Genomic DNA, 13,498 nt, shown 5'->3' with positions numbered 1-13,498 from the left:
CACCGCCCTGCCGGCGGATACCGCCGGCAGGGCGGCTGACGTCCGGTCCCGGGTGGCTCCGGTCAGGACGGCAGGCCGGCGTCGTCCTGCGGTGAGGCGGCCGTCCGGCCCTTCGGCTCCTCCCAGTCCTCCTGCCGGCCCAGGGCCGTGAGGTCGAGGAGGTGGAGGCTGGTCATCATGGCCTCAAGGCCCCTGGCGTACGTCGAGTACGTGTGGAAGACCTCGTCGCCGCTGCGCAGGAAGCAGCTGATGCCGGGCTGCTCGCCGACGTAGTCCTTCATCCAGTCGAAGCCCGCCGCGGCCAGCTCGCCGGCGTCCCGGAAGTTGTAGTAGGGGGGCGCGACCGCCGGGTCGAGCGTGACGTGGAAGTCGCGGTTGAAACCGCTGCCGGAGGACGAGTACCAGGGGAACGTCCACCCCTGCGCCTCGCCGACCTTCCGCACCTCCGGGTACGGCGCGCGCGACACGGCGGCGAACGCCGTGTCGAGCCGGCCCAGGTGTGCGAGGACTCCGTCGTTGAGCGACTCGGCCATGCTGGTGCAGCCGCTGCAGAGGGCCTCGTCCGCCGACTCGAGCATGAGGTGCTGGACGATGAGCTGCCGGCGGCCGTCGAACAGGTCGAGCAGCGCGACCTCGCCGCCCGGGCCGGTGAAGGTGTAGTCCTTCTCGATCCGCACCATCGGCAGCCGCCGCCGGTCGGCGTTGAGCGCGTCGCGGGCGCGGGTGAACTCCTTCTCGCGGCGGAGCAGTTCCTTGCGCGCCGCGAGCCACTCGTCGGGTGAGACGACCTGTGGAAGATTCATCTGGTCTCGCTCTCCTCCCTGGCTTGCATGATGCAAGCAGCCTAACATGACCTGCGTCACTACGGTTTTTTCTCGGTAGGATTGGGTTGTGCTGGGTCGTATGTACGAACGCGAGAACTGTTCCGCGGCGCGCGCCCTCGAACTGGTCGGCGAGCGCTGGAGCCTGCTGATCATCCGCAATGCCGTCTTCAGCGGCATGACCCGCTTCTCGGAGTTCGAGCGCCGCCTCGGCATCGCCCCGAACATTCTCGCCAAGCGACTGGACGGCTTCGTGTCCGACGGGCTGATGGAGTCGCGGCCGACCGGTGAGATGGTGGGCGCCAGCGAGTACGTCCTCACTCCGAAGGGCCGCGAGCTCGCACTGGTGATCATGGCGCTGACCGAATGGGGCGACCGGTGGGCCGCGCCGCAGGGACCGCCGGTCCTCTTCGAACACGACGGGTGCGGCGGCCCGGTGCACCTGTCGGCCACCTGCCGGGAGTGCGGCCGGACGCCCGCCGTGACCGAGATCGTTGCGGTGCCCGGCCCCGGCGCGCCCCAGGCGGCCGAGCCGGCGTAGCGCCGGAGAGCGGCGGGGCCGTGCGCCGCCGCCGCGCACGCCTGCGGCCGGGACCATCGGGCCCCGGCCGCATGAGCCGATCTCCGTGCCGCTCTAGATCAGGTACGTGTTGGGCTCCAGGCCGCACAGCACGCGCCCGTAGAGTTCGAGATTGGTGTTGGGGTGCAGGACCCCGTGGAGACTGATCGTCTGCATGTCCCGTTCGATGCGCTGCATCGGCACGTGGGAGTAGATCGACGATCCGCCGCTGGCGGTGTTCAGGACGTCCACCGACTCCTTGGCCCGCAGCGTGGCCGCGCCCATGTCCATCCGCGCGGCGGCCCGCTCCTCCATCGTCCAGGGCTCGCCGGTCCGGGCCTTGGCGTCCAGGCGCCCGGCGGCGCGGCGCACGTGGAACTCGGCTTCGTCGAGTTTGACGGCGGCTTCGGCGACCTGGAGGTGGGTGAGGGGTGCTTCGACCTGGAGTTCGTAGCCGGTGTAGGTGATCTTGCGGCCGGGCAGCCGCTCGAAGAACGCCTCCCGCGCCGCCCGCGCCGTGCCGAGCGCGACCGCGCCGGCCAGCGCCGCCGCCGACGGCGAGAACGGGACCCTCCACACCGCGGAGTCGGCGTTTCGCTCCGACAGGTGCTGGTTCTGGAGGATCAGGGGGAGCATCGGCAGGACGCGCGCCTGCGGGACGAAGAGGTTCTCGGCGATGGTCGTCACGCTGCCGGTGCCGCGCATGCCGACGGTGTGCCAGTCGTCGACGATCGTCAGGTCCGCCGCCGGGATCGCGATCACGACCGGCACCGGGTCGCCGCCCTCGACGGCCATCACGGCGGAGTGGGCGAACCACTGGCTGTGCAGGATGCCGGTGCTGAAGGGCCACCTGCCGTTGAGGAGATAGCCGCCGTCGGTCGGCACGGCCATCCCGTTCGGGCTGACGCTGTTGCCGATCCGGACATCGGGATCGGCGAAGATCTCGTCCTGGACCTCGTCCGGGAACAGCCCGGCCAGCCAGCAGCCGATCATCCAGGTGTTCATGGTCCACCCGACGGAGACGTCCGCGCGGGCGAGTTCGGCGATCACGTCGCACACGGTGCTCGTATCGGACTCGTAGCCGCCATAGCGCACCGGGACCCGCATCTTCAGCAGACCGGTGTCGCGAAGCCCCTGGAGGACCTCCTCGTGCAGGAGGCGGTTCTCCTCCTGCCATCCGGCGTGCTTGCGGATCAGGTCGACCAGTTCCGTCGCGCGGCCGGCGAGTTCGGGCCGCGGCGGCGCCTCGGTGTTTGTCATCTGTGCTCCTCGCTCAGCGTTGGTTCGAGGTCGGGCGGCGTCTACAGGAAGTCGGTGTTGGGCTCCAGGCCGCACAGCACGCGCCCGTACGTCTCCGCGTTGGTGTCGGGGTGCATGATCCCGTTCAGGTTGATCGCCTGGACGTCCCGCTCGATGCGCTGCATCGGCACGTGGGAGTAGATGGACGATCCGCCGCTGGCGGTGTTGAGGACGTCGACGGACTCCTTGGCGCGCTGGCAGACGGCGCCGGCGTCCATGCGTGCGAGGGCGCGCTCTTGCAGGGTCCAGGTTTCGCCGTTCTGGGCCTTGGTGTCGAGATGCTCGGCTTGGCGGTTCAGGTGGAACTCGGCTTCGTCGAGTTTGACGGCGGCTTCGGCGACCTGGAGGTGGGTGAGGGGTGCTTCGACCTGGAGTTCGTAGCCGGTGTAGGTGATCTTGCGGCCGGGCAGCCGCTCGAAGAACGCCTCCCGGGCGGCCTGCGCCATGCCCAGCGCGGGCGAGGCGCCCACCGTGGCCGCGAACGGCAGGAACGGCGTCCTCCACACCGGGGAGTCGGCGTTCCGCTCCGACAGGTGCTGCCCCTGGAGGAGCACGGGCAGCATCGGCAGGACGCGCGCCTGCGGGACGAAGAGGTTCTCGGCGATGGTCGTCACGCTGCCGGTGGCGCGCAGGCCCGAGGTGTGCCAGTCGTCGACGACCGTCAGCTCCGACATGGGGACCACGACCGCCGCCGGGACGTAGTTGCCGTCGTCGGTGGCCAGCAGCACGGAGTGGACGTCCCACTGGCTCTGCGGCGCTCCGGTGTTGAAGTGCCACTTGCCGTTCAGCGTCACGCCGCCGTCGGTCGGCACGGCCATCCCGTTCGGGCTGACGCTGCCGCAGATCCGCACGTTCGGGTCGGCGAAGACCTCGTCCTGGACCTCGTCCGGGAACAGCCCGACCAGCCAGCAGCCGATCATCCAGGTGCTGACGGTCCACCCCACGGAGCCGTCGCCGCGGCCGAGCTCGGCGACCACGTCGCACACGGTGCGGGTGTCGGACTCGTAGCCGCCGTAGCGTACCGGGATCCGCATCTTCAGCAGACCGGTGTCGGCCAGCCCCTGGAGGACTTCGTCGTGCAGGACGCGGTTCTCGTCCTGCCATCCGGCGTGCTTGCGGATCAGACCGACCAGTTCTGCCGCGCGGCCGACGAGGTCGGGTCGCGGCGGGGCCTCGGTGTTCGTCATTTGTGCTCCTCGCTCAGCGTTGGTTCGAGGTCGGGCGGCGTCTACAGGAAGTCGGTGTTGGGCTCCAGGCCGCACAGCACGCGCCCGTACGTCTCCGCGTTGGTGTTCGGGTGCATGACCCCGTGGAGATTGATCGCCTGGACGTCCCGCTCGATGCGCTGCATCGGCACGTGGGAGTAGATGGACGATCCGCCGCTGGCGGTGTTGAGGACGTCGACGGACTCCTTGGCGCGCTGGCAGACGGCGCCGGCGTCCATGCGTGCGAGGGCGCGCTCTTGCAGGGTCCAGGTTTCGCCGTTCTGGGCCTTGGTGTCGAGGCGTTCGGCTTGGCGGTTCAGGTGGAACTCGGCTTCGTCGAGTTTGACGGCGGCTTCGGCGACCTGGAGGTGGGTGAGGGGTGCTTCGACCTGGAGTTCGTAGCCGGTGTAGGTGATCTTGCGGCCGGGCAGCCGCTCGAAGAACGCCTCCCGGGCGGCCTGCGCCATGCCCAGCGCGGGCGAGCCGGCCACCGCGACCGCGAACGGCAGGAACGGCATCCGCCAGGCCTGGTAGTCGGCGTTCCGCTCCGACAGGTGCTGGTTGTTGAGGATCACCGGGAGCATCGGCAGGACGCGCGCCTGCGGGACGAAGAGGTTCTCGGCGATGGTCGTCACGCTGCCGGTGGCGCGCAGGCCCGAGGTGTGCCAGTCGTCGACGACCGTCAGCTCCGACATGGGGACCGCGATCGTGGCCGGGGCGATCTGGCCGTCGCCCGTCTCCATCAGCGAGGCGTGGACGGCCCACTGGCTCTGCGGGCTGCCGGTGTTGAAGTGCCACTTGCCGTTGAGGACGTAGCCGCCGTCGGTCGGCACGGCCAGCCCGTTCGGGCCGATGGAGCCGCAGATCCGGACCTCCGGGTCGGCGAATATCTCGTCCTGCGCCTCGTCCGGGAACAGCCCGGCCATCCACGCGCCGATCGTCCACGTGCTCATGGTCCAGCCGACGGAGCCGTCGCCGCGGCCGAGCTCGGCGACCACGTCGCACACGGTGCGCGCGTCCGGCACGCTGCCCCCGAAGTGCGCCGGAACCGTCATCCTCAGCAGACCGGAGTCCACGAGCCCGCGGAGGACCTCCTCGTGCAGGGTCCGGTTCTCCTCCTGCCATGGGGCGTGCTTGCGGATCAGGTCGACCAGCTCCGTCGCCCGGCCGACGAGGTCGGGCCGCGGCGGCGCCTCGATGATCGTCATCTGTGCTCCTCGGTGAGATCGCAGGGACAGTGAAAATGGATGGGACTTCCGCGCTGGCGGCGGTTCGGACAAAGGCGTTCGACTGGACCGCCCCGCCGTTCTCGTGGGCGCCCGCCTCACCAGTCGTGCCAACCTTGACATGGGCCGGAGTCGAGCACATCTCCCAAATTGCTCGGGTCTGTATTTGATTCACGTCTACCCGGTGAATGGTCGGGGGACTCCGGGGCCCACGGTGCGGTGCACGGAACGCGGCCTGGTGGATCGAGCATCCTGAAAGAACGGCCGAATCCGCCTTGTGGATATGGTGCAATTGCCCTGTAACCCCGCGAGAGAGGGAGTTCGGCATGCCGGTCGAGCCTGAACCATTGGAAGGTCCAGCGGTGTTCGACCCGTCTTTCCTGCACGGGACCGTCCCGATCGACGACGGCTTCCTGCACTACGTCATCGGGGGCACGGGCCCGGCCCTGGTGATGATGCACGGCTGGCCGGAGACCTGGTGGGAGTTCCGCAAGGTCATGCCCGAGCTGGCCCGGACCCACACGGTGATCGCCTTTGACATGCCGGGCATGGGGGACTCCTCGGTCCAGGCGGACGGGTACGACACCAAGACCCAGGCCGCGCGGATGCACCTCGCGCTCAACCGGCTCGGCTTCGGCGAGGTCAAGCTGCTGGCGCACGACCAGGGCGCGGTGACGGGCTACGTCTGGGCCCGGGACCACCCGGGGGAGGTGACCCGCCTGGTCGTGCTCGACTCGGTGCTGAACGGGTTCGGCCTGGAGGACCTGTACGGCAAGGACTTCCATTTCCTGCTGAACATGGAGCCCCATCCGGTCCCCGAGGAGATCATCACCGACGCGAGCGTCGCCATGTTCCACGGCAACGTCTTCCGGAAGTTCGCCCGGCACCCCGAGCGGATCGACATCCAGCACTACATCGACGCGTACATGGACCCGGCCCGCCGCAGCGCCGGATACAAGATCTACCGCTCGTGGGCGGCGAACGCCGAGGACATCCGGGCGAACGCCGAGTCCAAGCGGCTGAGCCAGCCGGTGCTGGCGATCGGGGGCGAGCACATGCTGGCCCTGGACGTCGCGAAGTCATTCCGGCACGTGGCGGGCAACGTGCGCGGCGTGGTGGTCCCCGACGCCGGCCACTGGCCCCAGGAGGAGAACCCGCAGTTCGTGATCGACTGCGCGAAGCTCTTCTTCGGCCCGGCCGGGGTTCCCGCGCCGTCGCCGGCACTCGCGAACTGCGTCGCGTAGCGCCGCCGAAGGCGGACCGGGCCTCCCGGCGTTCACCGCCGGGAGGCCCGCACGCCCGGTCCGGGGCGGCGGAGGCCCGCCTGCCCCGCGCCGCCAGGCGAGGTGCAGCGGGCCTCCTCGCCCAAGCCAGGTCGGCGTCCGAGCCGCCAGGCGAGGACGCCGGGCCGGGCTTTGAAACACGGGCTAGACCTGGGCCATGCCGCCGTCCACGAACAGCTCGGTCCCGGTGACGAAGGCGGAGTCACCGGACGCGAGGAACAGCGCGGCGGTCGCGACCTCGGTGTCGGCACCGAAGCGCCCGCTCGGCAGCATGCCGATGAGGCGCTCTCTGAACTCCGGCGGGACGCCCTCGGTCGCCGGGGTGTCGATCGGGCCCGGACTGAGCAGGTTGACCCGGATGCGGCGGTCCTTCAGGTCCGCGGTCCAGGTGCGCGCGAACGACCGCAGCGCGGCCTTGCTGGCGCTGTAGACCAGGCTGCCGGGGAAGCCCTTCACCGCGGTGGCCGAGCCGGTGAGGATGATCGAGGCGCCGTCCGCCATCAGCGGCAGCAGCTTCTGCGCGGTGAACAGGGTGCCGCGCACGTTCACGTCGAAGACGCTGTCGAAGGAGTGCTCGGTGACCGTGCCGAGCGGCTCGCCATGGACGCTGACGCCGGCGTTGGCGAACAGGACGTCGACCCGGCCCTTCTCCGCGGCCACGGCCTCGACCAGGCGGTCCAGATCGTCCAGGTCGGCGACGTCGCCCCGCACCCCGGTGACGTTCCGGCCGATCGCGGCGACGGCCTCGTCCAGCCTGTCCTTGCGCCGGCCGGTGACGAAGACATGGGCGCCCTCCCGGACGAAGAGCCCGGCGGTCGCCAGCGCCATCCCGGAGGTGCCTCCGGTGATCACCGCGACCTTTCCGTTGAGCTTCGACATAACCTGCCTTCCTGCTTGGGAGCTGGAGCAAGTCCATCCCAGAAAGAAGGGGCATGTCTTCTCTGCACGTGCGAAGTCCGGCGGACCGCAGGCGTCCGCCGGACCGCCCGGCCCGGGGCCTTCCTATCCTGCGCTCGCCTCGAGCGTGTCGCGCGCGCCCGCGTCGCCGGCGGCGGGCTGGATCCGGGGGCGCAGCCCGATCCAGATGAGCGCCGTGGCGACCACGGTGATCAGGACGTTGACGCCGAGTGCCAGGTGAAGGCCGTCGAGCATGACCGCCTGGGTCGTCATGACCGCGGACAGGATCGGGACGCCGATGGTGATGCCGACCTGCTGGGTCAGCGTGGCGAGGCCGGTGGCCAGCCCCTGCTCGGAGTCGGGCAGGCCCGTGGTCGCGGTCACCATGAAGGACACGATCGCCGTCACGTGCGCGAAGAACCCGAAGAACAGCGCGGGGATCAGCACCGAGAGCCACACCTGGCCGGTGCCGAGCGCGATCAGCGGGGCGGTGAAGGCGGCCTGCCCGAGCAGCCCCACGGCCAGCACCTTGCGCGGGCCGTACTTGGCGATGAAGCGGCCGGCGACCACGCCCGCGACGACCGAGGCCAGGCCGGGCACCCCGAAGATCAGCCCGGTGGTCAGCGGCGCGAAGTGCAGCACGTCCTGGAGGTACAGCGTCATCAGGAAGATGGCTCCGGGCTCCATCGCGAACACCACCAGGCCGGCGACGTTGCCCCATTTGATGGTGGGCCTGGTCAGGATGTCCACCGCGGCGAGCGGCGCCCGCGCCCGCCGTTCGATCATCCAGAAGATCACCAGCAGCGCCACCCCGCCGAGCAGGGAGTACACGTTCTCGTTGATGACGCCGAAGACGAACGCCAGCAGGCCGAGGGTCACCGTGACCGCGCCCGGCACGTCCAGCCTGACGCCCGCCGGGGCGCTGCTCGCGCGCACCAGGAACGGCGTGGCCACCAGGATGAGCACGGCCACCGGCACGTTGATCAGGAACGCCCAGCGCCAGCTCAGCACGCCCACGAGGGTGCCGCCGACCAGCGCGCCGACGGTGAACCCGCCCGACAGCAGCGCGCCGTTGAGCCCGAGTACCCGGGCCCGCTGCTTCTCGTCGCTGAACGAGGTGACCAGCAGTGCCAGGGCCGCCGGCGTGGCGATCGCGGTGGCGAAGCCCTGGAGCACGCGGGCGGTCAGCAGCATCGTGGGGTTCGTCGCCATCGCGCCGACGAGGGACGACAGGGCCAGGAGTGTGACGCCGATGAGGAACAGTCGGCGCCGGCCGTACATGTCGGCGATCCGCCCGAACAGCAGCGTGAACCCGGCGGCCGGCAGCGCGAACGCCGAGACCACCCACGGCAGCTCGGACGGCGCGAGGCCGACGCCGGCGCCCAGCCGGGGCAGCGCGACGTTCAGGATCGAGTAGTCGACGGAGAGCATGAACCCCGCGCCGAGCAGCAGGATTACGGTCATCCGTTGTCGGCCGGTGAATCGTGCCGGTGCGTCCGTGGTCGTCGTCATGACGCCGTGGTCCCTCCTACAGAGGTTCTGCCCGTTTGATGATCTTTATCGACGTTTCGTGCCCGGGAAGGCGCCGCCGGTGTGGAAGGTCCGGCTCCCGGAACGGCGTTCGAATGGTTCCGTCCCGCGCGAAAGGGGCCGCGATGTGGCGCACACTCACTTGCGTCACGCTAGTATAATCCCTTGCATCATACAAGGTGGTGTGTCAGCATTGATTCATGCTGGGACGCCTTTATTCAGGTCAGGCCTGTTCTGTGGCGCGGACGCTGGAGATCGTTGGCGAACGGTGGAGCCTATTGATCATTCGGAATTCGATGTTCTCCGGAATGACTCGCTTCATGGATTTTCAGCGCAATTTGGGTATCGCGTCGAACATCCTGGCCAAGAGGCTGGGCGAGTTCGTCGAGGCCGGGATCTTCGAGCTGCGGCCCGATGCCGACGGCGGGCGCGCCGAGTACGTGCTGACCCGCAAAGGCCGGGACCTGCAACCGGTCATCGTCGCGCTCACAGAATGGGGCGACAGCTGGGCGCCGCCGGAGGACCGGTCGGTCTTCTACGAGCACGTGGGCTGCGGTGGGCGGGTCATGTTGAAGATGGAATGCGAACGGTGCGGCGAAACGCGGCCGGCCGCGGACGCCGAGGTGCGGCGCGGGCGCCGGCTCCCCGACCCGCGCCGCACCCGGGCCGGCACCGAGGACCGCCCCGCCTGACGCGCCGAAGCGCGCGAAGCGCGGGACGCTCCGCGACGTGTGCGGGCGGAAGGACGCCGATGGCCGACCGGCCGGGCGCGGTGCGGCTCAGAGCCCGGCGTCGCGGCCGATGATCTCCTTCATGATCTCGTTGGAGCCGGCCCAGATGCACTGCCCGTAGATCACTTGCTCTCCGGACCTGAGGGGCCCGCGTCTTCCGGACAGCTGGCTGATGGGTGATCTGCGGGCAGATCTACGCTGCTTGCTGCCGGTTCAGGTACTCGGTGTACACCTCAAGAGGGGTCCGATACCTGTTCGCGGAATGAAGCCTGCGTCGATTGTGGAAGCCCTCGATGTACTGCATTCTTCTCGCCGCCGGTGCTTCCCGTCGACGCGTCGCCGCCGTGCCGTCTGCGGTAGTCCCTGACCCGGTTACCCGAGGCGGTGTCGTGGATACCGACCTCACAGGCCACATGGGCGATGGGGTGCGGGCCGTCCAGGACCATGCGGACGATCTCGTCCTTGTGCTCCTGGATGAAATGCCGCCTCTGTCGTGCCAACGACCTTCCCTTTCGGTTCTCCCCCATTTTAGTTGGGGACCTGTCCGAAAGGTCCGGTTCACCTCTCTAGCCTCCTTCGCCCAGGAGCCTTTTGGTGATGGACTCCAATCGTGTCGCGTCGCCCCGGTCGAAGGACGGGCCGGTCAGGCTGAGCCGCCGGCCTTCGAAGAATGCGCTCAGTGGTTCGTCCGGCGGGCCGTCGATGATGTCGACGATCGGGGCGATGCCCACCGCGACCGGCAGTCCACCGGCCTTCATCCGCTCGACTTGGGCCGCCGTCTTCGGATCGAACTCTCCCGCGAGGTTGCCCGCCACATTGCCGGGGAACACGAGCGCATAGCGGATCCGGCTGCCGGAGTGAGCGTCGGCGTAGGAGACGCCGAGCAGGTCGTTGAGCTTGCCGCCCTGGAGCAGGGCCTCGAAACCGTCGTAACCGCGTTTCAGCTCGAGGTCGTCCCAGTGGATCCGCCCGACGGGCACGCCCGGCCCAGCGACGTTCACGATGACCGGCCCTGGGGCCTTGTCCAGCAGGCCGGCGAGGCCGTGCCCGAGCAGATAGCGGCTGAGGTAGTACAGGGCGAACTGGTGCTCGAAGCCGTCTGAGGTCTCGCGGCGGTGCGAACGGAAGAAACGGGTACACAGGACGAGCGCGTCAATGAAGGAGAACCGGGTCGCGATCTCCCTGATGACCCGCTTGTTCTCGCCGATCAGGCTGAGGTCGGCCAGAAGAAACTCTCCGCCGTCCTTGACGAACCTCTCCCCGTTGGCCGGGTCGTGGCCGATGGCCAGGACGTTGTCGCCGCGCTCGATATAGGTACGGGCGAGTGCCTTCCCCAGACCGGCGGTGCCGCCCGGGATGACGATGTTCTTCATGCTCTCTCTCCCTGTGACCGTGACTTGAGGGTGAAGGTGAGCCCGGCTGCGAGAACCAGGGCCGCTGTGATGACGTACATGGCGACCGATATCGCGGAGCCGTAGCCGCCGTCGTCCGCGGCCGCGAAGAAGACGGTGCCCACGCCGGCGACGCCCAGCGTGGCGCCGAACTGCTGGCCGGTGCTCCAGATGCCCGAGGCGGAACCGGCGTGCTCGACGGGGACGGCCGCGAGGAACATCGTGGTGAGCGGTGGCATGATCAGGACCGTCCCGACGCCGAGCAGGAACAGGCCGGGCACCAGGGCCCAACCGGTCGTGTCGGCCGAACCGGACTCGGCGGCGACCAGCACGGCGGCACTGCCCGCCGCGCCCGCGAGGGAGCCGACCAGGATCACGCGGTAGCCGAAGCGGTGGGTGAGACGGCCGACGAATGAGGTCAGGAGCAGGGCTCCGGCGATGAGCGCGATGGAGACCAGCCCCGCGTCGAGGGCCGAATAACCCAGACCGCTCTGCATCCACACCAGGGTCACCAGATTGAAGCCGCTGAAAGCCGCGAAGGCGACCAGTTCGACGGCCAGCGCGGCGGTGACGACCCGCTTGCGGAACAACTCCATGGGCAGTAGTGCGCCCGCCCTGCGCTCCGGACGACGATTCTCGATGACGGCCAGTCCGGCCACGGCCACGATGCCCGCGATCAGGCAGATCCAGATCCAGGCCGACCAGCCGAAGGTGCGGCCCTCCAGGAGCGGGAACACGATGGCGACCAGCCCGGCGGTGAGCACTCCGGCGGCGAGCCACCGGGGGCGCACTCCGCCGGCGACCCGGCTCTCGGGCACCAGCCATGCACCCAGGGCGACCAGCACGACGGCGACCGGCACGGTGACCATAAAGATCATGTGCCAGCCCAGCCCGCCGAGATCCGCGGTGATCAGCACGCCGCCGAGCGCCAGCCCACCCGCCTGGGCGACCCCGGAGACCAGGCCGAACATGCTGAAGACCGTGCCCCGCTCGCGTCCGCTGAACATGCTGTAGAGGATGCTCATCACCTGCGGGGCGATCGCGGCGGCGGCCAGCCCTTGAGCCGCGCGCGAGATGATCAGCATCTCCACGTTGTTCGCGAGGCCGGACCACAGGCCGGTCACGGCGAAGGCGGCCACCGCGCACAGGAAGACCCGCTTGCGGCCCAGGAGATCGCCGACCCGGGCGAATGTGATCAGCGCCGCGGCGAAGGCGAGCAGGTAGGCGGCCGAGATCCACTCCAGGTCGGTGGGATCGGCTCGCAGATCTTGCTGGATGGCGGGCAGCGCGACGTTCACGATCGTGACGTTCAGCAGGTCCAGCATGAAGGCGATGATCAGTACGACCATCGCCGCCCACCGGCGTGGGTACGGCACGTCGGTGCCGGGCCTGTCGGATAGCGCGGTCTTGGTGTCCATTCAGCAAGGCCTTTCCCGAACCGTTGTTGGTGGACCGATCGGTCCCATGATGGCGGACCGATCGGTCCACGCTCTGAGTGCATCGTTCTTGCTTGAGTGCCGCCCTGTCAACAGGGATGATCCAACGGACCGATCGGTCTGCTACCGTGTCAGCATGGCCCGAAGGCCCTCACCTCTGACGCGCGAACGCATCCTGGACGCTGCGACCGACCTGTTCGATCGATACGGCGTGCACGCCGTGGGCATGCAGCGGATCATCGACGAGGCGGCCTGCGGAAAGAACCTGCTCTACCGCGAGTTCAGCAGCAAGGACGAGCTGGTGGTGGCCTACCTGCAGCGGGGCAGCACCCACTGGAACGCCACGCTCGCCCGCGCGCTCGCCGCCGCTGCGACGCCGGAAGAGCAGCTCGTCGAGCTGGTGCGCGTCGTGGGTGACAGTGTGCCCGGGACCCGGGGCTGCGGCCTGCGCAACACCCTCGCCGAGTACCCCGACCGCGACCATCCCGCACATCGGTTCGTCATCGAGCACCTCGAGATGGTCCGCAACCAGCTCCGCGACCTGGCCACGCGTACCTCCACGGCCGACCCGGACCAGCTGGTCGACCGGATCCTGCTGATCATCAACGGCCTCTACTCCCCAGACTGCGGCATTGCCGAGGAGCGCAGAGTCGCGACGGCGGCAGTACGTCTGGCCAAAGAGGTCGTGTCGTCCTGACCAGCTACAAGGTCGTCTGCGAGGCTTCGCGCCCATCGGCGAGACGACTCCGGCCGGGTCGTCCACGCTTCTCTGTGCGGTGCATCTCGCTCTGCACTTGCAGCCGCACGCCGATACGGGTGGAACTTTCCTCGGCCGGGTGTGAGCGGTCCCCCCTTCGGGTGGAGGGAGAGCCGACCGCTCCGGATCAGCTACGGGCCGGCTGCGAGTAGCTGGCCGGCTCCGTCTCGGTTCATGTCTTGGCTGCGAGCGGTGGCCGGTACTCGGAGTGCCGCTGGCATCGTCTCGAAGCCGTCAGGCACGAGGCAGGCAACTGCGGGTGGCGTCATTTACGTCACTCCGCACAGGGTCGCCTGCACGAATCTCCACTCGTCGCCACGCATGGAGCGAGCATGAAGCTCGCTAACTTGATGTTTGCGGGCG

At 69.1% G+C, this 13,498-nt stretch carries 13 protein-coding genes; 4 read left to right on the top strand and 9 right to left on the bottom strand.

The genetic code is table 11. The features are described 5' to 3' along the window. Window positions 1–62: 62 nt before the first annotated feature. Complete coding sequence (locus tag QP090_RS34735; protein ID WP_285943977.1) at window positions 63–803, bottom strand: DUF899 domain-containing protein; 741 nt, start codon at window positions 801–803, stop codon at window positions 63–65. A gap of 88 nt (window positions 804–891) precedes the next feature. Between QP090_RS34735 and QP090_RS34730 the strand changes: the two genes are divergently transcribed. After that, on the top strand, window positions 892–1,362 hold the full coding sequence (locus QP090_RS34730; RefSeq protein WP_285943976.1) for a winged helix-turn-helix transcriptional regulator: 471 nt from the start codon (window positions 892–894) through the stop codon (window positions 1,360–1,362). A 93-nt stretch (window positions 1,363–1,455) separates the two neighbouring features. On the opposite strand, the gene QP090_RS34725 is transcribed toward QP090_RS34730, so the two are convergent. From QP090_RS34725 to QP090_RS34715, 3 genes are read right to left on the bottom strand one after another with little or no spacing between them, the layout of a single operon-like run. Next, window positions 1,456–2,640, bottom strand: a complete 1,185-nt coding sequence (locus QP090_RS34725) for an acyl-CoA dehydrogenase family protein (protein ID WP_285943975.1) — start codon at window positions 2,638–2,640, stop codon at window positions 1,456–1,458. Window positions 2,641–2,681: 41 nt separating this feature from the next. Beyond that, window positions 2,682–3,866 (bottom strand): acyl-CoA dehydrogenase family protein, encoded by a 1,185-nt coding sequence (locus tag QP090_RS34720; RefSeq protein WP_285943974.1) that lies wholly within the window; start codon window positions 3,864–3,866, stop codon window positions 2,682–2,684. Between the two features lie 41 nt (window positions 3,867–3,907). Continuing rightward, window positions 3,908–5,092, bottom strand: coding sequence for an acyl-CoA dehydrogenase family protein (locus tag QP090_RS34715; protein ID WP_285943973.1), 1,185 nt, complete (start codon window positions 5,090–5,092; stop codon window positions 3,908–3,910). Between the two features lie 380 nt (window positions 5,093–5,472). On the opposite strand from QP090_RS34715, the gene QP090_RS34710 reads away from it, so the two are divergent. Further along, window positions 5,473–6,354, top strand: coding sequence for an alpha/beta fold hydrolase (locus QP090_RS34710; protein ID WP_285943972.1), 882 nt, complete (start codon window positions 5,473–5,475; stop codon window positions 6,352–6,354). Window positions 6,355–6,537: 183 nt separating this feature from the next. Here QP090_RS34710 and QP090_RS34705 read toward each other — a convergent pair whose 3' ends face one another. Continuing rightward, window positions 6,538–7,272, bottom strand: coding sequence for an SDR family oxidoreductase (locus tag QP090_RS34705; protein ID WP_285943971.1), 735 nt, complete (start codon window positions 7,270–7,272; stop codon window positions 6,538–6,540). A 123-nt stretch (window positions 7,273–7,395) separates the two neighbouring features. Further along, a complete protein-coding gene (locus QP090_RS34700; protein ID WP_285943970.1) occupies window positions 7,396–8,802 on the bottom strand; it encodes an MFS transporter in 1,407 nt (468 codons plus the stop codon). A 218-nt stretch (window positions 8,803–9,020) separates the two neighbouring features. Between QP090_RS34700 and QP090_RS34695 the strand changes: the two genes are divergently transcribed. Continuing rightward, window positions 9,021–9,512 carry a winged helix-turn-helix transcriptional regulator gene (locus QP090_RS34695; RefSeq protein ID WP_285943969.1) on the top strand — a complete coding sequence of 164 codons (492 nt, stop codon included), beginning with the start codon at window positions 9,021–9,023 and terminating at the stop codon, window positions 9,510–9,512. A 272-nt stretch (window positions 9,513–9,784) separates the two neighbouring features. Here the strand turns inward: QP090_RS34695 and QP090_RS34690 are convergent, their stop codons facing one another. The 3 genes from QP090_RS34690 to QP090_RS34680 form a co-directional block, all read right to left on the bottom strand. Then, window positions 9,785–10,051, bottom strand: coding sequence for a transposase (locus QP090_RS34690; RefSeq protein WP_285943968.1), 267 nt, complete (start codon window positions 10,049–10,051; stop codon window positions 9,785–9,787). A 66-nt stretch (window positions 10,052–10,117) separates the two neighbouring features. Continuing rightward, the gene (locus tag QP090_RS34685; RefSeq protein WP_285943967.1) at window positions 10,118–10,924 is read right to left on the bottom strand and encodes an SDR family NAD(P)-dependent oxidoreductase; all 807 of its coding nucleotides are present in this window, start codon (window positions 10,922–10,924) and stop codon (window positions 10,118–10,120) included. After that, window positions 10,921–12,360 carry an MFS transporter gene (locus QP090_RS34680; RefSeq protein ID WP_285943966.1) on the bottom strand — a complete coding sequence of 480 codons (1,440 nt, stop codon included), beginning with the start codon at window positions 12,358–12,360 and terminating at the stop codon, window positions 10,921–10,923. Before QP090_RS34680 ends, QP090_RS34685 begins: the two co-directional genes overlap by 4 nt. A 154-nt stretch (window positions 12,361–12,514) precedes the next feature. Here QP090_RS34680 and QP090_RS34675 point away from each other — a divergent pair, with 154 nt between their 5' ends. Continuing rightward, complete coding sequence (locus QP090_RS34675) at window positions 12,515–13,075, top strand: TetR/AcrR family transcriptional regulator (RefSeq protein WP_285943965.1); 561 nt, start codon at window positions 12,515–12,517, stop codon at window positions 13,073–13,075. Window positions 13,076–13,498 lie beyond the last annotated feature (423 nt).

This window comes from Actinomadura xylanilytica, assembly GCF_030283145.1.
In the GTDB taxonomy this organism is placed as follows: domain Bacteria; phylum Actinomycetota; class Actinomycetes; order Streptosporangiales; family Streptosporangiaceae; genus Spirillospora; species Spirillospora xylanilytica.
Note: the sequence above shows the minus strand (reverse complement) of the source record. Positions and strands in the feature narration are given on the sequence as shown.

Excerpts from the sequence above, each read along its gene's own strand:
- QP090_RS34735 (WP_285943977.1), bottom strand. The coding sequence starts at position 803 with ATGAATCTTCCACAGGTCGTCTCACCCGACGAGTGGCTCGCGGCGCGC.
- QP090_RS34725 (WP_285943975.1), bottom strand. The coding sequence starts at position 2,640 with ATGACAAACACCGAGGCGCCGCCGCGGCCCGAACTCGCCGGCCGCGCG.
- QP090_RS34720 (WP_285943974.1), bottom strand. The coding sequence starts at position 3,866 with ATGACGAACACCGAGGCCCCGCCGCGACCCGACCTCGTCGGCCGCGCG.
- QP090_RS34715 (WP_285943973.1), bottom strand. The coding sequence starts at position 5,092 with ATGACGATCATCGAGGCGCCGCCGCGGCCCGACCTCGTCGGCCGGGCG.
- QP090_RS34705 (WP_285943971.1), bottom strand. The coding sequence starts at position 7,272 with ATGTCGAAGCTCAACGGAAAGGTCGCGGTGATCACCGGAGGCACCTCC.
- QP090_RS34700 (WP_285943970.1), bottom strand. The coding sequence starts at position 8,802 with ATGACGACGACCACGGACGCACCGGCACGATTCACCGGCCGACAACGG.
- QP090_RS34695 (WP_285943969.1), top strand. The coding sequence starts at position 9,021 with ATGCTGGGACGCCTTTATTCAGGTCAGGCCTGTTCTGTGGCGCGGACG.
- QP090_RS34685 (WP_285943967.1), bottom strand. The coding sequence starts at position 10,924 with ATGAAGAACATCGTCATCCCGGGCGGCACCGCCGGTCTGGGGAAGGCA.
- QP090_RS34680 (WP_285943966.1), bottom strand. The coding sequence starts at position 12,360 with ATGGACACCAAGACCGCGCTATCCGACAGGCCCGGCACCGACGTGCCG.
- QP090_RS34675 (WP_285943965.1), top strand. The coding sequence starts at position 12,515 with ATGGCCCGAAGGCCCTCACCTCTGACGCGCGAACGCATCCTGGACGCT.